Origin of the sequence: Streptomyces sp. NPDC059866, from assembly GCF_042731325.1 — a bacterium.
Taxonomy (GTDB): Bacteria; Actinomycetota; Actinomycetes; order Streptomycetales; family Streptomycetaceae; genus Streptomyces; species Streptomyces flavusporus.
The window spans coordinates 1-26214 of record NZ_JBHWJT010000032.1 but is presented as its reverse complement, the minus strand read 5'-3'; the positions used below and the strand labels follow the sequence as shown (position 1 = coordinate 26214).

The 26214-nt window shown below is 69.4% G+C and carries 25 protein-coding genes; 12 read left to right on the top strand and 13 right to left on the bottom strand.

Annotation, left to right across the window (positions count from 1 at the left end):
* Nucleotides 1–16 precede the first annotated feature (16 nt).
* Genes ACFV7R_RS36595 through ACFV7R_RS36585 form a run of 3 tightly spaced genes read right to left on the bottom strand, consistent with a single transcriptional unit; the run spans nucleotide 17 to nucleotide 2095 of the window.
* The gene (locus ACFV7R_RS36595) at nucleotides 17–814 is read right to left on the bottom strand and encodes an AIM24 family protein (protein ID WP_385271697.1); all 798 of its coding nucleotides are present in this window, start codon (nucleotides 812–814) and stop codon (nucleotides 17–19) included.
* Entirely contained in the window at nucleotides 811–1461 is a 651-nt protein-coding gene (locus ACFV7R_RS36590; protein ID WP_385271694.1) for an AIM24 family protein, read from the bottom strand. The genes ACFV7R_RS36595 and ACFV7R_RS36590 overlap by 4 nt, the downstream gene beginning before the upstream one ends.
* A 1-nt stretch (nucleotide 1462) precedes the next feature.
* On the bottom strand, nucleotides 1463–2095 hold the full coding sequence (locus ACFV7R_RS36585) for an AIM24 family protein (protein WP_129800694.1): 633 nt from the start codon (nucleotides 2093–2095) through the stop codon (nucleotides 1463–1465).
* A 192-nt stretch (nucleotides 2096–2287) separates the two neighbouring features.
* Between ACFV7R_RS36585 and ACFV7R_RS36580 the strand changes: the two genes are divergently transcribed.
* The 5 genes from ACFV7R_RS36580 (at nucleotide 2288) to ACFV7R_RS36560 (ending at nucleotide 5924) form a co-directional block, all read left to right on the top strand.
* Nucleotides 2288–2632, top strand: coding sequence for a DUF3817 domain-containing protein (locus ACFV7R_RS36580; RefSeq protein WP_385271691.1), 345 nt, complete (start codon nucleotides 2288–2290; stop codon nucleotides 2630–2632).
* Nucleotides 2629–2922, top strand: coding sequence for an MTH1187 family thiamine-binding protein (locus ACFV7R_RS36575; protein ID WP_224735350.1), 294 nt, complete (start codon nucleotides 2629–2631; stop codon nucleotides 2920–2922). The genes ACFV7R_RS36580 and ACFV7R_RS36575 overlap by 4 nt, the downstream gene beginning before the upstream one ends.
* A 292-nt stretch (nucleotides 2923–3214) precedes the next feature.
* Nucleotides 3215–3724 carry a MarR family winged helix-turn-helix transcriptional regulator gene (locus tag ACFV7R_RS36570; protein ID WP_385271688.1) on the top strand — a complete coding sequence of 170 codons (510 nt, stop codon included), beginning with the start codon at nucleotides 3215–3217 and terminating at the stop codon, nucleotides 3722–3724.
* Between the two features lie 43 nt (nucleotides 3725–3767).
* The gene (locus ACFV7R_RS36565) at nucleotides 3768–4106 is read left to right on the top strand and encodes a DUF3817 domain-containing protein (protein WP_385271685.1); all 339 of its coding nucleotides are present in this window, start codon (nucleotides 3768–3770) and stop codon (nucleotides 4104–4106) included.
* Between the two features lie 117 nt (nucleotides 4107–4223).
* Nucleotides 4224–5924, top strand: coding sequence for a methylmalonyl-CoA mutase (locus ACFV7R_RS36560; RefSeq protein WP_385271683.1), 1701 nt, complete (start codon nucleotides 4224–4226; stop codon nucleotides 5922–5924).
* A 107-nt stretch (nucleotides 5925–6031) separates the two neighbouring features.
* Here ACFV7R_RS36560 and ACFV7R_RS36555 read toward each other — a convergent pair whose 3' ends face one another.
* Nucleotides 6032–6643: a TetR/AcrR family transcriptional regulator gene (locus tag ACFV7R_RS36555; protein ID WP_385271680.1), complete on the bottom strand. Its 612-nt coding sequence runs from the start codon at nucleotides 6641–6643 to the stop codon at nucleotides 6032–6034.
* A gap of 244 nt (nucleotides 6644–6887) precedes the next feature.
* Between ACFV7R_RS36555 and ACFV7R_RS36550 the strand changes: the two genes are divergently transcribed.
* The 4 genes from ACFV7R_RS36550 to ACFV7R_RS36535 all read left to right on the top strand — a co-directional run bounded on the left by ACFV7R_RS36550 (nucleotide 6888) and on the right by ACFV7R_RS36535 (nucleotide 11189).
* A complete protein-coding gene (locus tag ACFV7R_RS36550; RefSeq protein WP_385271677.1) occupies nucleotides 6888–7862 on the top strand; it encodes a tetratricopeptide repeat protein in 975 nt (324 codons plus the stop codon).
* Nucleotides 7863–8510: 648 nt separating this feature from the next.
* Nucleotides 8511–9146: a DUF6230 family protein gene (locus ACFV7R_RS36545; RefSeq protein ID WP_385271675.1), complete on the top strand. Its 636-nt coding sequence runs from the start codon at nucleotides 8511–8513 to the stop codon at nucleotides 9144–9146.
* 125 nt (nucleotides 9147–9271) lie between these two features.
* Complete coding sequence (locus ACFV7R_RS36540; protein WP_385271672.1) at nucleotides 9272–9841, top strand: DUF6114 domain-containing protein; 570 nt, start codon at nucleotides 9272–9274, stop codon at nucleotides 9839–9841.
* The gene (locus ACFV7R_RS36535; RefSeq protein WP_385271669.1) at nucleotides 9831–11189 is read left to right on the top strand and encodes a hypothetical protein; all 1359 of its coding nucleotides are present in this window, start codon (nucleotides 9831–9833) and stop codon (nucleotides 11187–11189) included. Before ACFV7R_RS36540 ends, ACFV7R_RS36535 begins: the two co-directional genes overlap by 11 nt.
* A 110-nt stretch (nucleotides 11190–11299) precedes the next feature.
* On the opposite strand, the gene pyk is transcribed toward ACFV7R_RS36535, so the two are convergent.
* From pyk to pta, 3 genes are all read right to left on the bottom strand, one after another.
* Entirely contained in the window at nucleotides 11300–12730 is a 1431-nt protein-coding gene (gene pyk, locus ACFV7R_RS36530; protein WP_385271666.1) for a pyruvate kinase, read from the bottom strand.
* Nucleotides 12731–12804: 74 nt separating this feature from the next.
* Complete coding sequence (locus ACFV7R_RS36525) at nucleotides 12805–14019, bottom strand: acetate kinase (protein ID WP_385271662.1); 1215 nt, start codon at nucleotides 14017–14019, stop codon at nucleotides 12805–12807.
* A complete protein-coding gene (pta, locus tag ACFV7R_RS36520) occupies nucleotides 14016–16106 on the bottom strand; it encodes a phosphate acetyltransferase (protein WP_385271659.1) in 2091 nt (696 codons plus the stop codon). Before pta ends, ACFV7R_RS36525 begins: the two co-directional genes overlap by 4 nt.
* A gap of 182 nt (nucleotides 16107–16288) precedes the next feature.
* On the opposite strand from pta, the gene ACFV7R_RS36515 reads away from it, so the two are divergent.
* Nucleotides 16289–17314: an ATP-dependent 6-phosphofructokinase gene (locus tag ACFV7R_RS36515; protein WP_129800502.1), complete on the top strand. Its 1026-nt coding sequence runs from the start codon at nucleotides 16289–16291 to the stop codon at nucleotides 17312–17314.
* A 45-nt stretch (nucleotides 17315–17359) separates the two neighbouring features.
* Here the strand turns inward: ACFV7R_RS36515 and ACFV7R_RS36510 are convergent, their stop codons facing one another.
* Entirely contained in the window at nucleotides 17360–18076 is a 717-nt protein-coding gene (locus ACFV7R_RS36510; RefSeq protein WP_385271655.1) for a helix-turn-helix domain-containing protein, read from the bottom strand.
* 186 nt (nucleotides 18077–18262) lie between these two features.
* On the opposite strand from ACFV7R_RS36510, the gene ACFV7R_RS36505 reads away from it, so the two are divergent.
* The gene (locus ACFV7R_RS36505; RefSeq protein ID WP_385271652.1) at nucleotides 18263–18712 is read left to right on the top strand and encodes a PPOX class F420-dependent oxidoreductase; all 450 of its coding nucleotides are present in this window, start codon (nucleotides 18263–18265) and stop codon (nucleotides 18710–18712) included.
* A gap of 20 nt (nucleotides 18713–18732) precedes the next feature.
* On the opposite strand, the gene ACFV7R_RS36500 is transcribed toward ACFV7R_RS36505, so the two are convergent.
* The 5 genes from ACFV7R_RS36500 to ACFV7R_RS36480 all read right to left on the bottom strand — a co-directional run bounded on the left by ACFV7R_RS36500 (nucleotide 18733) and on the right by ACFV7R_RS36480 (nucleotide 24329).
* Complete coding sequence (locus tag ACFV7R_RS36500) at nucleotides 18733–19572, bottom strand: carbohydrate ABC transporter permease (protein WP_385271649.1); 840 nt, start codon at nucleotides 19570–19572, stop codon at nucleotides 18733–18735.
* A 4-nt stretch (nucleotides 19573–19576) separates the two neighbouring features.
* Nucleotides 19577–20506 (bottom strand): carbohydrate ABC transporter permease, encoded by a 930-nt coding sequence (locus ACFV7R_RS36495; RefSeq protein WP_385271646.1) that lies wholly within the window; start codon nucleotides 20504–20506, stop codon nucleotides 19577–19579.
* Nucleotides 20507–20516: 10 nt separating this feature from the next.
* Nucleotides 20517–21887 (bottom strand): extracellular solute-binding protein, encoded by a 1371-nt coding sequence (locus ACFV7R_RS36490; RefSeq protein WP_385271643.1) that lies wholly within the window; start codon nucleotides 21885–21887, stop codon nucleotides 20517–20519.
* A gap of 127 nt (nucleotides 21888–22014) precedes the next feature.
* A complete protein-coding gene (locus tag ACFV7R_RS36485) occupies nucleotides 22015–22701 on the bottom strand; it encodes a response regulator (RefSeq protein ID WP_129800497.1) in 687 nt (228 codons plus the stop codon).
* Nucleotides 22698–24329, bottom strand: a complete 1632-nt coding sequence (locus ACFV7R_RS36480; protein WP_385271639.1) for an ATP-binding protein — start codon at nucleotides 24327–24329, stop codon at nucleotides 22698–22700. The genes ACFV7R_RS36485 and ACFV7R_RS36480 overlap by 4 nt, the downstream gene beginning before the upstream one ends.
* A gap of 180 nt (nucleotides 24330–24509) precedes the next feature.
* On the opposite strand from ACFV7R_RS36480, the gene ACFV7R_RS36475 reads away from it, so the two are divergent.
* Nucleotides 24510–25904, top strand: coding sequence for a cation:dicarboxylate symporter family transporter (locus ACFV7R_RS36475; RefSeq protein WP_385271636.1), 1395 nt, complete (start codon nucleotides 24510–24512; stop codon nucleotides 25902–25904).
* Nucleotides 25905–26214: the final 310 nt, after the last annotated feature.

Here is a 26214-nt window from a genome sequence, read left to right as displayed (position 1 = left end):
CTCCGCAGACTACCGCTCACAGCCCGAAGCGACGCTGGAGGTCTCCGAGCTGTCCGGGAAAACGCGGTGCGCCGCCTTGCGGTCCGTGCCCTCCGGTCACCCCGCCGCCACCGGGTACCCCGGCCTGCTGCGGAGTCGCCCCTGTGGCCTGCTCCGCCATCAGCGTCTCGGACGACTGGAGCAGCACGGTGCCGGCTCCCACGAACTCGAACTGATGCTCCTCCCCGGAGGCCCCGCCGAGGCCCGTCAGTGCACGTAGACCGCCCATTACGCCCGTCATGTAGCCATGGTCGTAGTGGTGGCACGGAGACGGGCAGTCGGCCCAGCCGACGAGCGCCTGCGGATCCACCCGGATCGGCGGATCCATGAACACCACCGGACCGTTAGATGCGGCCACGAACTTTCCGGTTCCGATGAGTGTCAGAAAGCCCGGCACGATCGACTGCTTGAGTGCGAGAGTTGGCTGAAAAGCGAGCAGGTTGCCCGAGCGAATGGTCAGATTGCCGTTCTCCAGGTCATACGAATTCACGTCGAAGGCCCGGTCGGCGAGGAGCATCTTGCCCGAGCCCTCCGCCACCACCCAGTCGCTCGCGTGCAGAGGCGAATGAAAGGACGTACGGACAAGCCGGTCGAGTCGGCCGTGCCCGATGCCGTTGAAGTCGATCGAGCCGTAGTAGGCGATCATCTTCCCCTTCTGCAGGAACCACTGGGTCCCCTTGAGCTCCACGCAGAAGGTGTACGCGTTGACGTTGTCGTCGGCGGGCAGGGTCGCCGGATCGTGGGCGACGGGACCGGTTGCGGGTTGGGTGGTCACAGCTTCTCCTCCGACGCCTGGACGTACACCGCACCGCTGCCGCTCAGCTCCAGCTGGAACGCCTCGCCGGAGCCACGGCCCACCATGTCCCGCCAGCCCAGCGCGGTCGACAGTTTGTTGCGCACGTCGCCGTGGTGGGCGACGTAGGCCTGGGGGTCGACGTGCACGGGACGCTGGGGGGTGATCGGGACCTCGAACACGCCGCCGTGGGCCATGACGGCGACGGACCCGTGCCCCTTGAGGGTGGTGGTGAACAGCCCCTGCCCGGTGACCTGCCCCCGGACCATGCCCATGACGCCGCCCTGCGAGCCCATGAACATGGTGCCCTGCTGGAGGGTGCCCTCGAAGGCGAGGAGCCGGTCCGCCTCGACGTAAAGGGTGTCGCCGGCGAGGTTGATCACCTGGACGTGGTGGCCGCCGTGCCCGAAGAGCACGGTGCCGCTGCCTTCGACGGTCATGAGCGGGGTGTCCTCGTCGGCGACCCGGCGCCCGATCATCGACATGATCCCGCCCTGGCCACCGCTCATGTTGGGCGTGAAGGTCACCTCGCCCTGGTAGGCGAGCATGGCACCGCGCTGACTGAACAGCCGCTGCCCCGGCATGACGGTCGCCTCGACCATCCTGGAGTTGATCTCGCGGAAGGCCATGTCACACGTCCCCCGCGATCGTGTTCCGCTCGCTCGGCTGGACGTAGACGAGCCCGTCCCCCTCGAACCGGATCTGGAAGGCCTCGCCGCCGCCTTCCCCCATGAACGTGCGGAATGTCACACCGGACTGGAAGGACTGCCGCAGGTTCCCCTGGTGCGCGACATACGCCCCCGGGTCGACGGTCAGCGGATACTGCGCACTGACGCGCAGCACCACGGCCGGCCCGTCCGACATGATCGCCGCCTGCCCGTGCCCCTCGACGGTGGTCGTGAACAGCCCGTTGCCCTGCGAGGCGCCCCGCAGCCCCGTGAACGACGTGCCCGTGCGCAGGCCGGCCTCGGTCGCCAGCAGGTTGCTCGACTCCACGTACAGTTTCTCCCCCCGGAGGCCGACGAGGTTGATCTCGGAGGCGCGGTCGGCGAACCAGCAGGTCCCGTGCCCCTTCACCTCCATCATGGTCATCTGTTCTCCGGTGATCCGCCGGGTCACCATCCCCCGGATGCCCTCACCGCCGCCGCTCATCTTCTTGAAGGCCATCTGCCCGTCGTACGCGACCATCGAGCCGTTCTTCGCCCTCACGGCGTCCCCGGTCATGTCGACGGCGAGCACCTTGCTGCCTTGAAGTCGGAACATCGCCACGCTTGCGACGGTAACCGGCGAGAGGGCTCGTCGACAGGGCCTGTGGAGGGAGACGACCCCGAGGGTCCCCTAGGGGGCGGCCCCCCGATCCGGCGTCCGGACGGCGTTTGCCACAATGGCCGAGCGTTTGTGCGTCCGTTCACAAGGCGACCGCATCGTCAGCGAATCTCCCACCGAAGGTGACCCGTGGATCTCAAGACCGCCACCGCCCTCCGCCGCCTCCGTCTGGTCTCGGCTCCGGAGGCCGTGTCCTTCCTCGTCCTGCTCGTCTGCTCGGTGCTGAAGCGGACCACGGACTTCAACGCGGTGCCCTTGATGGGCGCGGTCCACGGCTTCCTCTTCATCTTGTACGTGATGTTCTGGGCGGACGCCTGGAACCGCGCGAAGTGGCCCTTCGGCCGGGCTGCGCTCTACTTCGTCCTCTCCGTGCTGCCCACCGGCGGCTTCTTCGCCGAGCGCATGCTCAAGCGTGAGGCCGAGAACGCCGTGATCGCGTCCCGCGCCCGCAAGGAAGGGACCGTGAAAGCGTGATCGTCGCCTTCTCCGTGACGCCGCTGGGTGTCGGCGAGGACGTCGGGGAGTATGTCGCCGAGGCCGTCCGTGTGGTCCGTGAGTCGGGGCTGCCGAACCGTACCGACGCGATGTTCACGTCGGTCGAGGGGGAGTGGGACGAGGTCATGGACGTCGTCAGGCGTGCCGTCGCGGCCGTGGAGGAGCGGGCGCCGCGCGTGTCCCTGGTGCTCAAGGCGGACATCCGGCCCGGAGTGACGGACGGACTCACGTCCAAGGTGGAGACGGTGGAGCGGTACCTCGCGGAATAGCCACCGGTCGGACTGGCCGCTGCTCACCGTGTTGCTGTGCGGCGTGGGGCCGGGGTGGGCCGCGCAGCCCGGCGCTGCGGGGTGCCTCCCCCACTCTCGGCTTCGCTCGAGCGGGGGGACCCCCATCGCCCACCCGTGCCGCCCTGGGGGTCCCCCCAGGCCTTTAAGGCACTGTGGGGGAGGCACGACTGCCCGCAGCTACGACGGAGCGCGACTGCCCGCGGCTGACGAGTTCGACCGAAGGGCGAGACGGGGCTGACCGGGATATGACCGGCCGGTAAGGTCTGGTGACGTGCCGAAGCCGCTCAGCCTCCCCTTCGACCCCATCGCCCGCGCCGACGAGCTCTGGAAGCAGCGCTGGGGCAACGTGCCGTCCATGGCCGCGATCACCTCGATCATGCGCGCGCACCAGATCCTGCTCGCCGAGGTCGACGCGGTCGTCAAGCCGTACGGGCTGACCTTCGCGCGCTACGAGGCGCTGGTGCTGCTCAACTTCTCCAAGGCCGGCGAGCTGCCGATGTCGAAGATCGGCGAGCGCCTCATGGTGCATCCGACGTCCGTGACGAACACCGTGGACCGCCTGGTGAAGTCCGGCCTGGTGGACCGGCGCCCCAACCCCAACGACGGCCGCGGCACGCTCGCCGTCATCACCGACAAGGGCCGCGAGGTCGTCGAGGCGGCCACCCGCGACCTGATGGCGATGGACTTCGGACTCGGCGTGTACGACGCCGAGGAGTGCGCCGAGATCTTCGCGATGCTGCGCCCGCTGCGCGTCGCCGCGCACGACTTCGAAGAGCAGTGACCCGGGGAAAGATCGACCGGAACGGGCGGATACGCTCGACCGCATGAAAAAGAGCGTGCTGACCCGCTACCGCGTCATGGCCTACGTCACCGGTGTGCTCCTGGTTCTGCTGTGCCTGTGCATGATCGGCAAGTACGTGCTGGACATCGACGGTGCCGCGGACGCCACCCGTGTCGTCTCCATCGCGCACGGCTGGCTCTACGTCGTCTACCTGGTCTTCGCCTTCGACCTGGGCTCCAAGGCGAAGTGGCCGGTCGGCAAGCAGCTGTGGGTCCTGCTGGCGGGCACGGTCCCGACGGCCGCCTTCTTCGTCGAGCGGAAGATCTCGGGCGAGCTGGAGGCCCAGGTCGCCCAGGACGCGCCGGCGCCCGCGAAGGCGTGAGCACCCCGCCGTACGCCCGCGCGTACGGCGGCCCCTTTCCCCCGGTCACCTGGGCGTTCCGCTGAATCCTCCCGCCGCCGTCGACATTTACTAGGACGTCCAAGTAAATTGGAGGGTATGGACGCTGACGCCATCGAGGAGGGCCGCCGACGCTGGCAGGCCCGGTACGACGCCGCGCGCAAGCGCGAGGCCGACTTCACCACGCTCTCCGGGGACCCCGTGGAGCCGGTGTACGGTCCCCGGCCCGGGGACACCTATGAAGGCTTCGAGCGGATCGGCTGGCCGGGGGAGTACCCCTTCACCCGCGGCCTCTATCCGACCGGCTACCGGGGGCGTACGTGGACCATCCGGCAGTTCGCCGGGTTCGGGAACGCGGAGCAGACCAACGAGCGCTACAAGATGATCCTCGGCAACGGCGGAGGCGGGCTCTCGGTCGCCTTCGACATGCCGACCCTCATGGGCCGCGACTCCGACGACCCGCGCTCGCTCGGCGAGGTCGGCCACTGCGGGGTGGCGATCGACTCGGCGGCCGACATGGACGTGCTGTTCAAGGACATCCCCCTCGGCGACGTCACCACCTCGATGACGATCAGCGGTCCGGCGGTCCCCGTCTTCTGCATGTACCTGGTCGCCGCCGAGCGCCAGGGCATCGATCCCGGCGTCCTCAACGGCACGCTGCAGACGGACATCTTCAAGGAGTACATCGCGCAGAAGGAGTGGCTCTTCCAGCCCGAGCCGCATCTGCGCCTCATCGGCGACCTGATGGAGTACTGCGCCGAGCGCATCCCCGCCTACAAGCCGCTGTCCGTCTCCGGCTACCACATCCGCGAGGCCGGGTCGACGGCCGCGCAGGAGCTGGCGTACACGCTGGCGGACGGCTTCGGGTACGTGGAGCTGGGGCTGTCGCGCGGGCTGGACGTGGATGTCTTCGCGCCGGGGCTGAGCTTCTTCTTCGACGCGCACGTCGACTTCTTCGAGGAGATCGCCAAGTTCCGGGCGGCGCGCAGGATCTGGGCGCGCTGGATACGGGACGTGTACGGGGCGAAGTCCGAGAAGGCCCAGTGGCTGCGCTTCCACACGCAGACCGCCGGAGTCTCGCTGACGGCCCAGCAGCCGTACAACAACGTCGTCCGTACGGCCGTGGAGGCGCTGGCGGCGGTGCTCGGCGGCACGAACTCGCTGCACACCAACGCGCTCGACGAGACGCTTGCGCTGCCGAGTGAGCAGGCGGCGGAGATCGCGCTGCGTACCCAGCAGGTGCTCATGGAGGAGACCGGCGTCGCCAACGTGGCCGATCCGCTGGGCGGTTCGTGGTACGTCGAGCAGCTGACCGACCGGATCGAGGCCGACGCGGAGAAGATCTTCGACCAGATCAAGGAGCGGGGGCTGCGGGCGCACCCCGACGGGCGGCACCCGATCGGGCCGATCACCTCCGGGATTCTGCGGGGGATCGAAGACGGGTGGTTCACCGGGGAGATCGCGGAGTCCGCGTTCCGGTACCAGCAGGCTCTGGAGAAGGGCGACAAGAAGGTGGTGGGCGTGAATGTCCACACCGGGTCCGTCACCGGCGATCTGGAGATTCTGCGGGTGAGCCATGAGGTGGAGCGGGAGCAGGTGCGGGTGCTCGGCGCGCGGCGTGCGGAACGGGACGATGCGGGCGTGCGGGCCGCGCTGGACGCGATGGTTGCGGCTGCGCGGGATGGGGGGAACATGATCGAGCCGATGCTGGATGCGGTGCGGGCGGAGGCGACGTTGGGGGAGATCTGTGGGGTGCTGCGGGATGAGTGGGGGGTGTACACCGAGCCTGCCGGCTTCTGAGGTCCCGGCGTTGGGGCTGGGCGGGGGGGCGCAGCCCGGCGCTGCGGGGGTGCCGCTGCGCCCACCCGTGCCGCCCCAGCGGCACGACTGCCCGCAGCTACGTGCGGCTAGGGCGTCAGGCCGTGCAGCAGTACCCGTGTGAAGTTTTGTACCCACTCCTCGTCCGCCGGCTCCGCGCTCACCAGGGTGCGGTGGACCACCGCGCCCGCGACCACGTCGAAGATCAGGTCCACCGTGCGGGCCGATTCCGCCGGGTCCGTCTCCGGGGGGAGTTCGCCGCGGGTCTGGGCGCGGGCGCGGCCCTCCAGGACCAGGCGTTTCTGGCGGTCGACGATCGAGGTGCGGATGCGCTCGCGCAGCGCCTCGTCGCGCGTCGACTCCGAGACCACCGCCATCAGGCCGCTCTTGGCCTCCGGGCGGTCCAGGATCGCGGCGAACTGCAGGACGACGCCCTCGATGTCGGCGGCCAGTGAGCCGCGGTCGGGCAGGCGCAGTTCGTCGAAGAGTTCCGCCACCGCGTCGACGACCAGTTCGTTCTTGCCCGCCCAGCGGCGGTACAGCGTCGTCTTCGCAACCCCGGCCCGCGTCGCCACGTCCCCCAAGGTGAGCTTGGACCAGCCCAGTTCGACGAGAGCCGCCCGGGTCGCGGCCAGAATCGCGGCGTCGGCGGCGACGCTGCGCGGGCGTCCGGTGCGGCTGGCGGGGGTGCGGCTCTGCATCCCCCGACCCTAACCGGCCGGTTCTGCAGGGCAGTGAGGGAGATCACCGGGCGGCGGTGCCGCGCGGGCCTTGCATGGCATTACGCTACGACTCGTAGCGAAAGCTCGTGGACGGCATACGCGAGCGACGACCACAGGGCGTGGGGTGGGGACCCGGCGCCGCAGACCACGCAGTCGGCCCCCTTCCGGGGCCGGCTTTCACAGCGTTTTTCACACACGCGCGGGAACAGGGGAGGATAGACGCATGCAGCCACGGAACATGTCCATGAGCGGCGTCGTCGACCTCGCCGCGGTGAAGGCGGCCCAAGAGGCCAAGGCGAAGGCGGAGCAGGCGCGCGCCGAAGCGGCCCGGAAGGGCGGGGGCGGGGCCGTCTCCCCGGCCGATCTCGTCATCGACGTCGATGAGGCCGGATTCGAGCAAGACGTCCTGCAGCGCTCCGCCGAGGTCCCGGTCGTCATCGACTTCTGGGCCGAGTGGTGCCAGCCCTGCAAGCAGCTCAGCCCCGTCCTGGAGCGGCTCGCCGTCGAGTACAACGGCCGCTTCGTCCTCGCCAAGATCGACGTCGACGCCAACCAGATGCTGATGCAGCAGTTCGGGATCCAGGGGATCCCGGCGGTCTTCGCCGTCGTCGCGGGCCAGGCGCTGCCGCTCTTCCAGGGAGCGGCCGGTGAGGAGCAGATCCGGCAGACCCTCGACCAGTTGGTGACGGTCGCCGAGCAGCGCTTCGGGCTGACCGGCCTGACCGTCGACCCGGAGGCCGAGCCGGGCGGCCAGGCAGCCCCGGCGCAGGCGCCGGCCGGGCCGTACGACGCCCTGCTGAACGCGGCGGCGCAGGCGCTGGACGCGGGCGACCTGGGCGGGGCCGTCCAGGCGTACAAGAACGTGCTCGCCGACGACCCCGGCAACCCGGAGGCCAAACTCGGCCTGGCGCAGGCGGAGTTGCTCCAGCGGGTGCAGGGTCTGGACCCGCAGCGGGTGCGCAAGGACGCGGCCGAGAAGCCGGCCGACGCGCAGGCGCAGATCGTCGCCGCCGACCTGGATCTGGTGGGCGGTCATGTCGAGGACGCGTTCGGGCGGCTCATCGACACCGTGCGGCGTACGGCGGGCGAGGACCGGGATGCCGTACGGCTGCGGCTGCTTGAGCTGTTCGAGGTGGTCGGCGCCGACGATCCGCGGGTGACCGCGGCGCGCCGGGCGCTTGCCCGCGCCCTGTTCTGAGCGGGGCGGAGGACCTGTTCCGCGGGCATCCCGGCGCCATGAGGCGGCTGGTGCCCGAGTGACGGAACTGCCGACGGAGGGCCACTGCGGCCGCGCTTTACCAAATCTTGGTAATCGCGGCCGCTGTTACTGCGAGTAAGTCGCGGGCGTTGAACTGTCGGATTCTGTCCAATGATCAATAGTTTTGTCCTACCCCAAGTTGCCACCCAGCGTCGCTGAGCGAGGCCGAGGGGTCGGTGTTCGGTTATCCGGCCGTTACTAGTGAGTAACGAACCCCCTTGTGCGGGCGGCGAGAATGCACCACGATCGGCGACGCTCGGTCCATTCCCGCACCCCGACAGCCGGTCGGGTCACGGGATTTCCTGGGTCCCCACCGAGCAGAGTCGACGGCAGTGGCGCCGACTCTTGGACAGGGGGGTCTTCGCCCACCGGCGAAGCCTGTCCAGCAAGGTTGTGCGTGATGCGTGTCAGGCGCGACCAGTGGTTGTCGCTCGGGGGTGATCGCCGGTGATTCGGGCGCGGTTCGCGCCGCCGAGCGCAGGCGCTCTCCTTCCCGAGGACGTAGCACTTCTCCCATCCCTGCCCCGCTGAGCCGTCGTCCGAGGGCGAGCCGGGTGCCAGGAGATGTACGTCCGAGAAGGAGGAAATATGGAGTCCCAGGTGCGTGGTGGGACCAGATGGAAGCGGTTCGCTGTGGTCATGGTGCCCAGCGTTGCCGCCACGGCATGCATAGGTGTCGCACTCGCTCAGGGTGCTCTGGCCGCGTCGTTCAGCGTTTCCGGCCAGTCGTTCAAGGTCACGACGAAGCAGCTCGACGGTACGGGCTTCTCGCAGTACGGCGCCCTTGACGAGGGCTACACGATGGACGGCAAGAAGACGGTTCACCCCGTCGCCGTCTCGGCGTTCAAGCAGGCGACCATCAAGAGCCTGTGCCAGTCGGTCGTCACCCCGAACATTCCGGTGCTCGGGAACGTCAGCCTGATCCTGCGGGCCGGCGACGGTGCCACTCCGGTCAAGGCCGAGAACCTGTACATCGACGTCGCCCAGCTCGAGGCCGACGCGACGTTCCGGGGCATCGACATCGGTGTGGCCGCCAAGGACGCCACCAAGGGTCCGGGCATGAAGGGCGGCGGCGAGCAGTCGAACCCCTACGGGTTCGCCCAGCAGGCCGACTCGGTCACCCTGACCGACGTGAAGCAGACGGCGTGGGCGACCACCGCCGGAACCTTCAAGCTCAGCGGCCTGAAGATGTCGCTGTCGACGGGTGTCAAGGAGTGCTACTAAGCACTCTCTGACGGGCGGGGGAGCCGATGGCGCCCCCGCCCGTCCACTCTCCGCCCCAGCTGCACCGCATTTTCACGCAGTACATCTCTCCACCACAGCAACGCCGTTCCAGGGAGCTGTTTTCCATGAGCGCCGAGACTCCTGCCGCGCCCGGCCACGACGAGCACTACCTCCGGGTCTTTCGGCGGAACTTCCGCGCCTGGCGGGGCACAAGGCCTTTCTGGGCCGGCCTGTTCGTCATGCTCGGCGGACTCCCCATCGCCTACTTCCCGTACGCAAACCTCCAGATCGGCCACCTGACGCTGGCGATGGCCACCACCGCGGGTGCCGGATCCCTGATCATCGGCGTGCTGCTCGTCGTCCTGGGCTTCAGCCTCTGGTTCCAGAAGCACGTCCGCACCTTCGCGGGCGTCGCGGCGATCCTGCTGGCGCTGGTGTCCATCCCGGTGTCCAACCTCGGCGGTTTCCTCATCGGCTTCCTGCTCGCCCTCGTCGGCGGCGCGATGGCCGTGTCGTGGGCCGAGGACGCGCCGCCCGCGCCGGAGCAGGCGCAGGCGGACACCACGGGAACGGGCGGTGCCCCCGAGGGCGCGGTAGCGCCGGGCACCGCAGCCGCGGACGGGGTGGACAAGTCCAACGATCTGTCAGGAACGAGCCCCGGCAACGAGGCGAACGGGAGGCACAGTGCCGGCTGACGAGGGGACCCACGGGACTGAAGTGGACGAGTCCCGTGTGAGAACCGGGCCGCGCCACGCGGCACCCAAGAAGCCGCTGTTCACCAGGTTCCACATGCCGGCCGGCAAGGCGATAGCCCTCGCGGCGATGCCCACGGCGGTCCTCATGGGGATGGGGTTCACACCGAAGCTCGCCCTCGCCGAGGACCAGCCGGCCTCCCGGAGCCTGACGGCCGACGAGTACAAGGACTGCGTCACCGCCCTGGAGGAGGCCGAGAACGGTTCCTCCGAGTCGGCCACGCCGTCGCCCTCCGCGTCGGCGAGCGAGAGCGCGTCCGCGGACGAGGCGGAGCCGAGCCCCTCGGCGTCGTCGGACGCATCGTCTCCTTCCGGGAGTTCGGACTCCTCGGGCAGCGACTCTTCGTCGGATTCAGGTGCCGACGACGAGGCCGAGCCCACGCCGTCGCCCTCCGCGTCGGAGAGCAAGGAGTCCGAGCCGGCCGGTGGCGGCACGCCGTCGCCGTCGCCGTCCGAGAGCGACAAGGGCGTGCTGGAGACCATCGGCGACGCGGTCACGGGCGTCGTCGACACCATCACGGGCGCCGGCCAGGAGACCGCGAGCCCGACGCCGTCCCCGTCCGCCTCGGCGAGCCCGAGCCCGAGCGCGAGCGAGGCCCCGTCGTCGGAGAGTTCGGGGAGCACCGAGGACTCCGGCAAGGACACGTCCGACCCCGTCGAGGAGACCACCGACAAGGTCACCGACACGGTCGGGGACGCCGTCGAGGACGCCACCGGTACGGCGTCCGAGGCGGCCGAGGACGCGAGCGAGGCCGCGCAGGAGGCTGCCGCCTCCCCGACCCCGAGCCCCTCGGCGAGCTCCACCACGGACGTGGACGACTGCCCGGTCGCCACCGACGAGGAGGGCGGCGTCGACAACAAGGTGCCGCTGCCCGACGACCCCTGGTTCCTGGACGCCAGTTCGCTGCTGCTGAAGGGCGCCGACTACCAGGGCATCGTCGAGGTGAAGACCGCCAACGGCACGGTCAAGAAGGTCCTGAAGTACGTCATATCGGACGGCACCGACATCGGCGACCTGCACCAGACGGTGAAGGACAAGCAGTCCGGCAAGACGTACCACGTGCAGGCGGCCGAGGGCTCGACGTCCACCATCCGCGACGGTGAGACGGTGATGTACACCGAGAGCATCTCCGGCAACCTGCTGGGCCTGATCCCGGTCACGTTCGACCCCAAGCACCCGCCGCCGCTGAACATCCCGCTGATCTACTTCACCAACGTGAAGGTCCAGCAGGCCGGCCAGTTCGGCGGGACCCTGCACGTACCCGGGCTGCATCAGTACGTCACCGACTGAGCGTCCCCACAAGCCCGTTCGGGAGCCGCACACCACTGAGGGCGCCCCCTGGTCGCAGGGGGCGCCCTCAGTGCCGTACGAAAGGCGCTGTGCGCGCTGAAGCCGGCGCGTCAGTCGCGCTCGCCGCCGCCGAGGTGGTGGACGCGGACCATGTTGGTGGTGCCGGGGACGCCGGGGGGCGAACCAGCGGTGATGATCATGATGTCGCCCGGGTCGAAGCGGTTGAGCTTGGCGATCTCCTGGTCGACCAGGTCGACCATCTCGTCGGTGCTGTTCACGAACGGCACGACGTGCGACTCCACGCCCCAGCTGAGCGTCAGCTGGTTGCGGGTGGACTCGTCCGTGGTGAACGCCAGGATCGGCTGGGCGGCTCGGTAGCGGCACAGCCGCCGGGCCGTGTCACCGGACTGGGTGAACGCCACCAGGCCCTTGCCGCCGAGGAAGTCCGCGATCTCGCAGGCGGCACGGGCGACCGAACCACCCTGCGTGCGCGGCTTCTTGCCCGGGACGAGCGGCTGGAGTCCCTTGGACAGCAGCTCCTGCTCGGCCGCCTGGACGATCTTCGACATCGTCTTGACGGTCTCGATCGGGTACGCGCCCACGCTCGACTCGGCGGACAGCATGACCGCATCGGCGCCGTCCAGGATCGCGTTGGCCACGTCGGAGGCCTCGGCGCGGGTCGGCCGGGAGTTGGTGATCATCGACTCCATCATCTGGGTCGCCACGATCACCGGCTTGGCGTTGCGGCGGCACAGCTCGATCAGGCGCTTCTGCACCAGCGGGACCTTCTCGAGCGGGTACTCGACGGCCAGGTCGCCGCGCGCGACCATCACACCGTCGAACGCCATCACGACGTCCTCCATGTTCGCCACCGCCTGCGGCTTCTCCACCTTGGCGATGACCGGGACACGGCGGCCCTCCTCGTCCATGACCCGGTGGACGTCGTGCACGTCCTTGGCGTCCCGGACGAAGGACAGGGCCACCAGGTCGCAGCCCATGCGCAGCGCGAAGCGCAGGTCCTCGACGTCCTTCTCGGACAGCGCCGGGACGTTGACGGCCGCGCCGGGCAGGTTGATGCCCTTGTGGTCGGAGATGACGCCGCCCTCGATGACGATCGTCCTGACCCGCGCCCCCTCGACGTCCAGCACCTTCAGCTCGACGTTGCCGTCGTTGATCAGGATCTGGTCGCCGCGCGCGACGTCGCCGGGCAGACCCTTGTAGGTCGTCCCGCAGATCGTCTTGTCGCCCGGGACGTCCTCGGTGGTGATGGTGAACTCGTCACCCCGCACGAGCTCCACCGGCCCCTCGGCGAAGGTCGCGAGACGGATCTTCGGGCCCTGCAGGTCGGCGAGGACACCGATGGCCCGGCCGGTCTCCTTGGCGGCGGCCCGGACCCGGTCGTACCGCCCCTGGTGCTCGGCGTGCGTGCCGTGGCTGAAGTTGAAGCGGGCCACGTTCATGCCGGCCTCGATCAGCGCGACCAGTTGCTCGTGGGAGTCGACCGCGGGGCCGAGAGTGCAGACGATTTTCGAACGGCGCATGGGGGCGATCCTATCGGTTTGTTTCGCTGCGGAATATTCCGTCTGGCGGAAAATGCAAAAGGGCGGGATGCCGCTCAGGTGAGGTTCTGTGACCCCTTTACCAGCGCGTACGTCTGTGTCGCGATCTCCAGTTCCTCGTCGGTCGGCACGACCGCCACGGCCACCCTGGCGTGCTCGGGCGAGATCAGTCGCGGTGCGTCGCCGCGTACGGCGTTCAGCTCGCTGTCCACCGCCAGGCCCAGCTCCTCCAAGCCCGCCACCGCAGCTTCCCGTACGGGCGCCGCGTTCTCGCCGACCCCGGCCGTGAACGCGATCGCGTCCACCCGGCCGAGTACCGCGTAATAGGCGCCGATGTACTTCTTCAGGCGGTGAATGTAGATGTCGAAGGCGAGTTGCGCCTGTTCGTCACCCTCGTCGATCCGGCGGCGGATCTCCCGCATGTCGTTGTCCCCGCACAGACCGATCAGCCCGCTCTTCTTGTTGAGAAGAGTGTCGATCTCGTCGGCGGACATTCCGCCAACACGCATCAAATGGAAGATGACGGCCGGGTCCATGTCTCCGGAACGCGTACCCATCACGAGCCCCTCCAGCGGCGTCAGCCCCATGGAGGTGTCCACGCACTTCCCGCCCCTGACCGCCGAGGCGGACGCCCCGTTGCCGAGGTGCAGCACGATGACGTTCACGTCCTCGGGGCCCCTGCCGAGCAGCCGAGCCGTGGCGCGGGAGACATAGGCGTGCGAGGTGCCGTGGAAGCCGTAGCGCCGGATGCGATGCTCGTCGGCGGTCTGCACGTCGATCGCGTAGCGGGCGGCCGACTCCGGCATCGTCGTGTGGAACGCGGTGTCGAAGACGGCGACCTGAGGCAGGTCGGGGCGCAGTGCCTGGGCCGTACGGATGCCGGTCAGGTTGGCCGGGTTGTGCAGCGGGGCGACCGGGATCAGCCGCTCGATCTCGGCGAGCACGGTGTCGTCGACGACCGTCGGCTCGGTGAAGTGCTTCCCGCCGTGCACGACCCGGTGGCCTATCGCCGCCAGCTCGGGCGAGTCGAGGCCGAGGCCGTCCTTGGCCAGTTCCGCCGACACGGCCTTCAGGGCGGCCTCGTGGTCGGCGATCGGGCCCGTCCACTCCCGGGCCTCGGCGCCCGCCGGGGTGTGCTTCAGGCGTGAGGTCTCCTCGCCGATCCGCTCGACGAGGCCCACCGCGAGCCGGCTGCTGTCGCGCATGTCGAGCAGCTGGTACTTCACCGACGAGGAGCCGGAGTTGAGGACGAGGATGCGGGACGAGCTCACAGCTGGGATGCCTTCTGGTCGGAGGACTGGGCCTGGATCGCCGTGATGGCGACGGTGTTGACGATGTCCTGGACGAGGGCGCCCCGGGACAGGTCGTTGACCGGCTTGCGCAGACCCTGCAGCACCGGGCCGACGGCGATCGCGCCGGCCGAGCGCTGCACGGCCTTGTAGGTGTTGTTGCCGGTGTTGAGGTCGGGGAAGATCAGCACGCTGGCCTGGCCCGCGACCTCGGACCCGGGCAGCTTGGTCGCGGCGACTGTCGGCTCCACGGCGGCGTCGTACTGGATCGGCCCCTCGATCTTCAGGTCGGGCCGGTGCGAGCGGACCAGCTCGGTCGCCTCGCGCACTTTGTCGACGTCGGCGCCCGAGCCGGACGTACCGGTGGAGTACGACAGCATCGCGATCCGCGGCTCCACGCCGAACCGGGCGGCCGTGGACGCCGACTGGACGGCGATGTCGGCGAGCTGCTCGGCGTCGGGGTCGGGGTTGACCGCGCAGTCGCCGTAGACGAGCACCTTGTCGGCGAGGCACATGAAGAAGACGGACGAGACGATGGAAGCGTCCGGCTTCGTCTTGATGATCTCGAAGGCCGGCCGGATGGTAGCGGCCGTGGAGTGCACCGACCCGGACACCATGCCGTCGGCGAGGCCCTCCTGGACCATCAGGGTGCCGAAGTAGTTCACGTCGGAGACGACGTCGTAGGCCAGCTCCACGGTCACGCCCTTGTGGGCGCGCAGCGCCGCGTACTTCTCGGCGAAGGCGTCGCGCAGCTCGCTGGTGGCCGGGTCGATCAGCTGGGCGTCGCCGAGGTCGATGCCGAGGTCGGCGGCCTTCTTGCGGATCTGGTCGACGGGGCCGAGCAGCGTGAGGTCGCAGACCCGGCGACGCAGCAGCACCTCGGCGGCGTGCAGCACACGCTCCTCGGTGCCCTCCGGCAGCACGACCCGCCGCATGTCGGAGCGGGCCTGCTCGAGCAGCTTGTGCTCGAACATCATCGGCGTCACCCGGTCGCTGCTCGGGGCGCTCACCCGCTTCAGCAGGTCCCCGGTCTCCACGTACCGCTCGAACAGGCCGAGCGCGGTCTCCGCCTTGCGCGGGGTGGCCGCGTTGAGCTTGCCCTCCAGGGAGAACAGCTGCTCCGCGGTGGGGAAACTGAGGCCGGGCACCGACAGCACCGGGGTGCCCGGGGCGAGGCGGGCGGCGAGGGTGAGGATGTCGTCGCCCGGCACCTCGTTCAGCGTGAGCAGGACGCCTGCTATCGGTGGGGTGCCGGCGCTGTGCGCGGCGAGCGATCCGACGACCAGGTCGGCGCGGTCGCCGGGGGTGACGACCATGCAGCCGGGGGTCAGGGCGCCCAGGAAGTTCGGCAGCATCGCCCCGCCGAAGACGAAGCCGAGCGCGTCACGGGCCAGCCCCGAGTCGTCGCCGAGCAGCACCTTGCCGCCCAGGGCCTGCGAGATCTGGGCGACCGTCGGGGCGGACAGGGCCGGTTCGTCGGGCAGGACGTAGCAGGGCACGGGCAGCCGGTCCGTCAGCCGCCGGGTGATCTCGTCGCGGTCCTCGCGGGCGACCCGGTTGGTGACCATGGCGAGGACGTCGCAGCCCAGCCCGTCATAGGCGCGGTAGGCGTTGCGGGTCTCGGCGAGCACCGACTCGGCGGCCTGCTTCCGCCCGCCCACGACGGGGATGACCGAGGCGCCGAACTCGTTGGCGAGCCGGGCGTTGAGGGACAGCTCGTCCGGGAGCTGGGTGTCGGCGAAGTCGGTGCCGAGAACGAGGACGACGTCGTAGTCCCGCGCGACGAGACGGAACCGGTCGACGAGCGTGGACACCAGCTCGTCCGTCCCCCGTTCGGCCTGCAGCGCGGAGGCCTCGTGGTAGTCCATGCCGTAGACCGTCGCCGGGTCCTGCGACAGGCGGTAGCGGGCGCGCAGCAGCTCGAAGAGACGGTCGGGCCCGTCGTGGACGAGGGGGCGGAAGACACCGACGCGGTCCACCTGCCGGGTCAGGAGCTCCATGACTCCCAGTTCGACGACCTGGCGGCCGTCGCCACGGTCGATACCGGTCACGTACACGCTGCGCGTCACGCGTGCTCTCCGTTTCGTCTCAGTCACAAAAATCGCCCACCGAGGTGAGCAGAACCCTCTTGACAATACCTCTGGCCGTAGATAAGGCGCCCGTCAAGACGTCGTCGTGCTGAGGGCCTGAAGGACGTGAAACAATCGGCAGTGGCTCACCGGTATCGACAGCGACCTGGAGACACAGCACGATGCGCATCGGAGTTCTCACCGCAGGCGGCGACTGCCCCGGCCTGAACGCCGTGATCCGGTCGGTCGTGCACCGCGCGGTCGACAACTACGACGACGAGGTCATCGGCTTCGAGGACGGTTACGCGGGCCTGCTGGACGGCCGCTACCGCAGCCTCGACCTGAACGCGGTCAGCGGCATCCTGGCCCGCGGCGGCACCATCCTCGGCTCCTCCCGCCTGGAACGCGACCGTCTGCGCGAGGCCTGCGACAACGCCGCCGACATCGCCCGTGACTTCGGCATCGACGCGCTGATCCCGATCGGCGGCGAGGGCACGCTCACGGCGGCCCGGATGCTGAGCGACGCCGGTCTGCCGGTGGTCGGCGTACCGAAGACGATCGACAACGACATCTCGTCGACCGACCGGACGTTCGGCTTCGACACGGCGGTGGGGGTCGCCACCGAAGCCATGGACCGCCTCAAGACCACCGCCGAGTCCCACCAGCGCGTGATGGTCGTCGAGGTCATGGGCCGGCACGCCGGCTGGATCGCGCTGGAGTCCGGCATGGCGGCGGGCGCGCACGGCATCTGTCTGCCGGAGCGTCCCTTCGACCCGGCCGATCTCGTGAAGATGGTCGAGGAACGCTTCGCCCGCGGCAAGAAGTTCGCCGTCGTCTGCGTCGCCGAGGGCGCCCACCCCGCCGAGGGCACCATGGACTACGGCAAGGGCGAGATCGACCAGTACGGCCACGAGCGCTTCCAGGGCATCGGTACGGCACTGGCGTACGAGCTGGAGCGGCGGCTCGGCAAGGAGGCCAAGCCGGTCATCCTCGGCCACGTCCAGCGCGGCGGCACCCCGACCGCGTACGACAGGGTGCTCGCCACCCGCTTCGGCTGGCACGCGGTGGAGGCCGCGCACCAGGGCCGGTTCGGCCGGATGACCGCGCTGCGCGGCACCGACATCGTCATGGTGCCGCTCGCGGAGGCGGTGACCGAGCTGAAGACGGTGCCGAAGGACCGGATGGACGAGGCGGAGTCGGTCTTCTAGCAGCCCGGTTTTCCAGCGGCCCGGTCTTCCAGCGACCCGCCCTTCCTAGTAACCCGATGCCCGGCTCCCGTCGACCGTCGTCCAGAAGTGCTCGACGATCCGGTCGAGGAAGTCGCGGCCGTTGTCACCGGCGTCGCCGCTGCCGCCGCCCCAGCTGAGGGTGGCGACCATCTGCCCCTGGTAGTCCTGGTGCAGTTGCTGAAGGGTGGCCTCCAGCACGCCCCGGTCCAGGGGCACGATCTTGCCCACCGGACGGACGTACGCCTGCCAGCGCGTGGTCACGGCGCTGCGCAGCAGGTCGGCGAGCCTGGCCTCGCGGCCGGTGACGGTGACGAAGTCCGGCAGGCCCAGGTCGAGGACGCCGGCCAGGGCTGTGGTCTGCCGCTCGGTGCCGCGCCACTCGCCGTCCTCCTCCATCCGCAGATAGGCGAGGAGTTCGAGTCCGACGCCGCGGGCGACGTCCTCCGGGGCGAGCCCGCGGGAGATGCGGTGCTCGCGCAGGGTCCGCGGTCTGCCGATGAGTTCAGCCGGTGAGCACCACAACGCGCCTGCGAGGGCGGTGAGTTCGGGGCTGCTGGGGTTGGCGGTCCCGCGTTCCCAGGCGATGACGAGGTCCGGGGTGACGTACGGCAGGCCGTACGAGGCACGCAGGTCGTAGGCGACGTGTTCGGGCCCCATGCCGAGGGCGGCACGGAGCCGGCGGGCGGCGGGGGCGTTGAAGGGGGGACCGGGCTGGTTCGGTAGGGCTGGGGGTCGGCGCACGGGCACAAAGTAGGGGCGCGGGAGGGCGGTGACTACGGTCTGTTCGGCCAGGATCACGGATTGTAGGAAGATACGGTTTCGGTCGTGGGTTCGGGCTGGCCGAAGATCGTCTGTCGGGGCGGAGCGGGTGATCGCGAGGATGGCTCCGGACGGCCCGCGAGGGGCCGCCCGGGAGGAGAGTGTCTCGTGTACGAGGTGAACGGCAAGGTCGAGGGGCATGTGCGCGAGCGTCTGCTGGCCCCGAACTTCTGGCACCTGGCGACCGTCGGCCCCGACGGGGCGCCGCAGGTGTCGCCCATGTGGGCGGACCTCGAAGGTGAGTACGTCATGGTCAACACCGCGATCGGCCGCGTGAAGGAGGAGAACCTGCGGCGCAATCCCAACGTTTCGCTGTCCCACCACGACCCCGGGAATCCCTACGACCGGGTGGAGATCCGGGGGCGGGTGGTGCGGTTCGTGGAGGGGGAGGAGGCGCAGCGGTCGATGGACCGGCTGACGCGGAAGTACATCGGGGAGGAGCGGTATCCGTGGCTGCTGCCGGGGGAGCGGCGGGTGATGCTGCTGATCGAGCCGGTGAAGGTGCGGCGGGTGGTGGGAGTGGAGCCGTTTCGGGCGGGGGTGTTGCCGGGGAGCTGATCACAGGGGTGCCGAACCTCTCACCCCTTGACCGCTCCGCCCAACGCAAATCCCCCGCCCAACCGCCGTGCGACCAGCACGTACAGCAGAATCACGGGCGTCGAGTAGATGATCGAGAACGCGGCCAACTGTCCGTACACCACAGTCCCTTTGTTCCCGAAGAACTCGTTGATGCTCACGGCCGCCGGCATCTGATCCGGCGTCAGCAGCAGCATGAACGGAACGAAGAAGTTCCCCCACATCATCACGAACGAGAACACCGTCACCACCGCCACCCCTGGCCCCATCAGCGGCAGCACGATCCGCACCAGCGACTGGAGCGACGACGCCCCGTCCGTCCAGGCCGCCTCCTCCAGTTCCTTCGGTACGCCGTCCATGAAGTTCTTCATCAGCCAGATGGCGAACGGCAGTTGAGAGGCCGCGAAGAAGAAGATCGTGCCCTGCATGGTGTCGATCAGGTTCACCTGCACGAACAGGGCGTACACCGGGACCATGATCGCCGTGATGGGCAGGCTCGTCGCGAAGAGGATCGTCAGGAGGAACGGGCGGTTGAGGCGGGACCGGAACCGCGACAGCGGGTAGGCGGCCAGCGCGGCGCAGGCCACCGTCAGCAGCGTGCCGCCGCCGCACAGGAGCAGGCTGTTGAGCAGCGGCGTGAAGGTGATGTCCGGCGTCAGGACCGCGTCGAAGTTGTCCAGGGTCAGGCCGTCCGGGAGCTTCACCTGGAGGTTCGCGTTCGTGTCCAGTGCGGACAGGATCACCCACAACAGGGGGAGGGAGAAGGCGGCGGCCACCACCAGGAGGCCGGCGTCGGCGGCCAGGCGGTGCGCGGTCCTGCGGGAAGAGGGAGTCCGGGGCATGACGTCAGACCTCCGTTCGCAGCAGCCGCAGATAGACCACCGAGAACAACGAGCCCACCACCAGGAGCAGCAGGGCGACCGCGGTGCCGTAGCCGATCATGCTCTTCTGGAACGCCTCCTCGTACATGAAGAGGGGCAGCGTCTGGCTCTTTCCGCCCGGCCCGCCCCTCGTCATCACCCAGATCAGGCCGAAGACGGACAGGGTCTGGAGGGTGATCAGCATCAGGTTCGTGCCGATGGAGCGGCGGATCATCGGGAGGGTGATGTGCCACATACGGCGCCAGCCGCCGGCGCCGTCGACCTCCGCGGCCTCCGTGATCTCCTTCGGGATCTCGTTCAGCGCCGCCGAGTAGACCAGCATCGAGAACGCCGTGCCCCGCCAGACGTTCGCGAACGACACCGCCAGGATCGGGAGCGTGAACAGCCAGTTCTGCGAGGGGAGATGGAGCCAGTCCAGGATGGCGTTCAGAGTGCCCTCGCGGCGGAAGAAGGCGTAGAGGAGGAAGCCGGCGACGACCTCCGGGAGTACCCACGCCGTGATGACGATGCCGCCGACCAGCGTGCGTACGGTCTTCGACGCGCGCTGCATCAGTGCGGCCAGGGCCAGGCCCAGCGTGTTCTGGCCGAGCAGCGCCGAGACGACCGTGAAGACGAGGGTCAGCCACACCGCGTTCAGGAACGCCTCGTCCCCGAAGGCCGTACGGAAGTTCTCGAAGCCGATGAACGACTCCTCGGCCTGGCCGGTGAGCTGGAGGTCGGTGAAGGCGATGTAGGCGCAGTACGCGATCGGGCCGGCCAGGAAGAGGAGCAGGAGGACTATGGCGGGGGTGAGGGGGAGGGCTCGGACCAGGGATCGGGGGCGGTGCTTCGGCGTGGGGCGTGAGGGGGCCGGATCCGGCCTCTTTGCGAGGCCGGGGGCCTGAGCGGTCGTCATGCGCGGCGGCTCATTTCTCGATCACCTGGTTGTCCGTCGCCGACTTCAGCTCCTCGTCGTACGCCTTCGCCGCCTCCTCGACCGACACGTCCCCCGTCGTCACGCCCTCCATCGCCTCCTGGATCGCGGTGGAGACCTTCGGATACGCCGGGTAGGCGGGCCGGTAGTGCGTGGTGGCGACCAGATCGGTGAAGAACTTGATGCCGGGCTGCGCCTGTACGTACGCCGGGTCGGCCGCGACGTCCTTGCGGACCGCGATGCCCGAGTTGGCGATGTACCACTTCTGGGCGTTGGCCTTCGTCTGCATCGTCTCGATGAACGTGAACGCCAGGTCCGGGTTGGCCGCCTTGGCCGGGATCGCCCAGGTCCAGCCGCCCGACATGCTCACCTTGCCCGGGGCCTGGCCGTGCTGCGTGGGCATGGAGGCGAGGCCCAGCTTCTCGGACCACTCGGGCCACTCGTGGCCGCTGCCCTCCAGCCAGTCCTGCGGGAGCCAGGAGCCGTCGAGGTTGATGCCGAGTTTGCCCTGGGGGAGGAGTTCGCCGCGGACGCGGGTGCCGAAGTTGGGGTCGAGGGCGTCGGAGACGTCGGGGCCGAGCTTCTCCTTGTAGACCGTCTCGACGAACGCGAGGGCGTCCTTGAAACCCTGGCTGTCGGCGATCCACTTCTTGGACTTGTCGTCGTAGAGCGGGTCCGTCGTGCCGTCGTTGGTGCCGTAGAGCAGCATCTGGAAGCCCTGCATGGTGGCGGCCTCGCCGGCGGGTTTGCCGGTGTAGACGTTGAGGGGGGTGACGCCGGGGACCTTCTGCTTGATCGTACGGGCGGCTTCGAGGACGTCGTCCCAGTTCTCCGGCTGCCAGTCGGTGGGCAGGCCGGCCTTCTCGAAGATGCCCTTGTCGAACCAGAGGCCCCGGGTGTCGGTGCCGTCCGGGACGCCGTACGTCTTCCCGTCCTCGCCCTTGGCGGCGGCCTTCGCCGTGTCGATGAACTGGTTCCAGTCCTTCCACTTGGCGAGGTAGGGGTCGAGGGGCTTCAAGTAGCCGCTGGTGATGTCGGAGTTGATGAGGAAGGTGTCCTCGTAGACGAGGTCCGGGGCCGTCTTGGGGGAGCGGAGCATCTGCTGGACCTTGGTGTAGTACTCCGAGTCCGGGGCCTTGATCGGGACGAGCTCGACCTTCTTGCCGGGGTTCTCCTTCTCGAACTGCTTCTTGATGTCCGCGAGGAACGTGTCCATCACCTTGACGGAGTTGTCCGTGGACTGCTTGAAGGAGACCTTCAGGGTGTCCGGGTCACTGCCGGATCCGCTGCCGCAGGCGGTGAGGGATGCGGCGGTGAGGGTGAGGGCGGTGGTGAGCAGAACGGCGGTGGGACGCACGGACATGACCTCCTACGGGCTCACTTCGTTGTGGCGCCGGGATGGCTGCCCGGTGAACGTAAGAGGAGTGGTCTAGTCAGGTCAATGCGTCTGCGGCGGATTATGATCCGGACGCCCCGCAACCCGCCGAGGACTACTGCCCCTTGACCCACCGGTACTGCAACTCGGGCCGCCCCACGGCCCCGTACTGAGGACTCCGCACGGCCCTGCCCGCATCCACCAGATGCTCCAGGTACCGCCGGGCCGTGATCCTCGAGATCCCCACCGCTTCCGCGACCCCCGTCGCCGTGAGCCCGTCGGCGCAGTCCCGCAGGGCCACCGTCACCCGCTCCAGCGTCGGTGCGCTCAACCCCTTCGGCAGCGCCGCCGGTGTCGGTGCCCGCAGGGTCGCGAGTGCGCGGTCGACCTCGTCCTGGCCGCTGGCCTCGCCCGCCGCACCCCGGAACTCCGCGTACCGCACCAGACGGTCCCGCAGCGTCGCGAAAGTGAACGGCTTGAGGACGTACTGGACGACCCCGAGCGACACTCCCTCCCGCACCACCGCCAGATCCCGCGCCGACGTCACCGCTATCACGTCCGCGTGATAGCCCGCCGCCCGCAGCGAGCGAGCCAGTTGCAGTCCGTGCACGTCCGGCAGGTGCAGGTCGAGCAGCAGCAGGTCCACCGGCGTCCGCTCAAGGGCCCGCCGGGCCTGCGCTCCCGTTTGCGCCTTGCCGACCGCGACGAAGCCCGGCACCCGGCCGACGTACATCACATGTGCGTCGGCGGCGACCGGATCGTCCTCCACGACCAGGACGCGGATCGGCTCCTGAAGTGTCATGCCCGGCCTCCCGACGCCGCCCCGCCCGCGGCGGCCCGCTCCCGCAGCGGCAACCGCACCTCGAACTCCGCCCCGCCCCCCTCGGCCTCCGCCACCGACAGCGCCCCGGCATGCCGGTGCACCGCCTGCCGTACCAGGGCCAGGCCCAGGCCGCGTCCGCCCGGACCGGCCGGCTTGGTGGAGAACCCGCGCTGGAACACCGCCTCCGCGTGCTCCGGGTCCACTCCCGCCCCGGTGTCCGACACCCGCAGCACCAGCTCACCGTTCTCCGCGACCGCCGACACGGTCACCCGGGCCGGCACGCTGCCCTGGGCCGCGTCCACCGCGTTGTCGATCAGGTTGCCCAGGATCGTCACCAGGTCCCGGGCCGGCAGGCTCTCCGGCAGCAGCCCGTCGTCCAGCCGGCTGTCCTGAGTCACGACCAGCTCCACACCGTGCTCGTTGGCCTGCGCGGTCTTGCCGAGCAGCAGCGCGGCCAGGACCGGCTCGCCCACCGCCGCCACCACCTGGTCCGTCAGCGCCTGCGCCAGTTCCAGCTCGGCCGTCGCGAAGTCGACCGCCTCCTCGGCCCGACCCAGCTCGATCAGCGACACGACCGTGTGCAGCCGGTTCGCCGCCTCGTGCGCCTGGGAGCGCAGCGCCTGGGTGAAGCCCCGCTCCGAGTCCAGCTCGCCCATCAGCGACTGCAGCTCGGTCACGTCCCGCAAGGTCACGACCGTCCCCCGCCGCTCCCCGCCCGACACCGGCGAGGTGTTCACCACCAGCACCCGGTCCGCCGTCAGATGCACCTCGTCCACCCGTGGCTCCGACGCCAGCAGCGCCCCGGTCAGCGGCGTCGGCAGTCCGATCTCGGCCACCGATCTGCCCACGACGTCCTCGGTCACCCCGAGCAGCTCCCGCCCTCCGTCGTTGATCAGCGCGATCCGGTACTGCCCGTCGAGCATCAGCAGTCCCTCGCGTACGGCGTGCAGCGCGGCCTGATGGTAGTCGTGCATACGGCTGAGCTCGGCCGCGTTCATACCGTGGGTGTGGCGGCGCAGCCGGGCGTTGATGACATACGTGCCGACCGCGCCGAGCGCGAGGGCGCCGCCGGCGGCCCCGAGCAGGGCGGTCAGCTGGCCCTGGACGCGTTCGCTGATCGCCTCGACCCGGATGCCGGCGCTGACCAGGCCGACGACCTTCCCCCCGTCCTCGACCGGGGTGACCGCGCGGACCGACGGGCCGAGCGTGCCGGTGTAGGTCTCGGTGAACGACTCGCCCTTCAGCGCGGGCTCGATATGGCCCAGGAAGCGCTGGCCTATCTCGTTCTCGTTGGGGTGGGTCCAGCGGATGCCGCGGGGATTCATGATCGTGACGAAGTCGACCTCCGTGTCCCGCATGACGTGCAGCGCGTACGGCTGGAGGGCGGCCGTGGGATCGGAGGTACGGATCGCCGCCCGGGTGGAGGGCGCGTCGGCGACCGCCCGCGCCACGGCCATGGCCTGGCGGCCCGCGGCGCCCTCGGTCTGGTTGCGGTCGCTGACGTACGTGAACAGCGCGTATCCGGCAACGAGCACCGCGATGAGCACGGCCTGCATGGCGAACAGCTGACCGGCCAGGCTGCGGGGTCTCGGGATACGGATGCGCATGTCGTCAGTGTGCCCCCCACGTTAAGTACGAACTAAATGAACGGAAGGGTGACCGCCCTCACAGGCCGGGAGATAGTCACCGCATCGCGGGAGTGCGTCTCCCGGACTTTCCAAGCTCCAGATCCCCCGGACGTGAGCCGCACGCCGGTGATGCCGATGACGTCGTCAAGGAGGGCAGTCGTGACCAGTACAGCCGATACGGCACCTGCCAAGCCCGCCAAGCGGGACCGCACCCACTATCTCTACATCGCGGTGATCATCGCGGTCGCGCTCGGCATCGTCGTGGGCCTGGTCGCGCCCGACTTCGCCGTCGACCTGAAGCCGATAGGCACCGGCTTCGTGAACCTGATCAAGATGATGATCTCGCCGATCATCTTCTGCACGATCGTGCTGGGCATCGGTTCCGTACGGAAGGCCGCCAAGGTCGGCGCGGTCGGCGGTATCGCGCTCATCTACTTCGCGATCATGTCGCTGGTCGCCCTCGCCATCGGTCTGGTCGTCGGCAACATCGTGGAGCCCGGCGCGGGCCTCGCGGTGACCGACGCGATCCGCGAGACCGGTCAGGCGCAGGTGGACGCCGAGGCCAAGGGCACCACCGACTTCCTGCTCGGGATCATCCCGACCACCCTCGTCTCCGCCTTCACCGAGGGCGAGGTCCTCCAGACCCTGCTCATCGCCCTGCTGTCCGGGTTCGCGCTGCAGGCCATGGGCTCGACCGGGCAGCCGATCATCCGTGGCATCGAGCACATCCAGCGGCTGGTCTTCCGCATCCTCGCCATGATCATGTGGGCAGCGCCGATCGGTGCCTTCGGTGCTATCGCGGCCGTCACCGGCTCCGCGGGTATCGACGCGCTCAAGAGCCTCGCCGTGCTGATGCTCGGCTTCTACATCACCTGCATCCTGTTCGTCTTCATCGTGCTCGGTGCGCTGCTGCGGATCGTCGCGGGCCTGAACGCCTTCACGCTCTTCAAGTACCTGGGCCGCGAGTTCCTGCTGATCCTGTCCACTTCCTCCTCCGAGTCGGCGCTGCCGCGGCTGATCGCGAAGATGGAGCACCTGGGTGTCAGCAAGCCGGTGGTCGGCATCACCGTCCCGACCGGCTACTCCTTCAACCTCGACGGCACCATGATCTACATGACCATGGCGTCCCTGTTCATCGCCGACGCCATGGGTACGCCCATGGCGCTCAGCGAGCAGATCTCGCTGCTCCTCTTCCTGCTGATCGCCTCCAAGGGCGCGGCCGGTGTCACCGGCGCGGGCATGGCCACCCTGGCCGGCGGTCTGCAGTCCCACAAGCCCGCCCTTGTGGACGGCGTCGGCCTGATCGTCGGCATCGACCGCTTCATGAGCGAGGCCCGCGCCCTGACCAACTTCGCGGGCAACGCCGTCGCCACCGTCCTGATCGGCACCTGGACCAAGGAGATCGACAAGGAGCGTGTCGCCGAGGTGCTCGCCGGACGGGCGCCGTTCGACGAGACGACGCTGCTGGACGACGGCCACGGCGCGGCGCCGGACGACACCACCGAGGTGCCCGAACCGCGCGCGGACGAGGAGAAGGAACTCGCGAAGGCGTAGCCGCTGCGCCGGGCGGGCCCGTACTGGTCCCGCCCCCCTCGACCGCCGGGCGGTCAGGCCCTCCCCCCGTAGGCCTGGCCGCCCGGCCTGTTCGGCCGGATGATCCACGACTCGGCGGTCCGCGAGGCCGGCTGGTACGGCGCTCCGTGCTGATCCCGGCCGAACGCGAAACCGAGTCCACCCAGCCGGAGGACGAGGCGGATCCAGTGCCCTAGAAGATCACTGAAAATCTTGGGTGTAGGGCGTCTGGCTGTCGGCCGGGCGCCCTCCCTTATGTGGTGGCCGGGGTGAGTGTCCAGGTGTCGTCGGT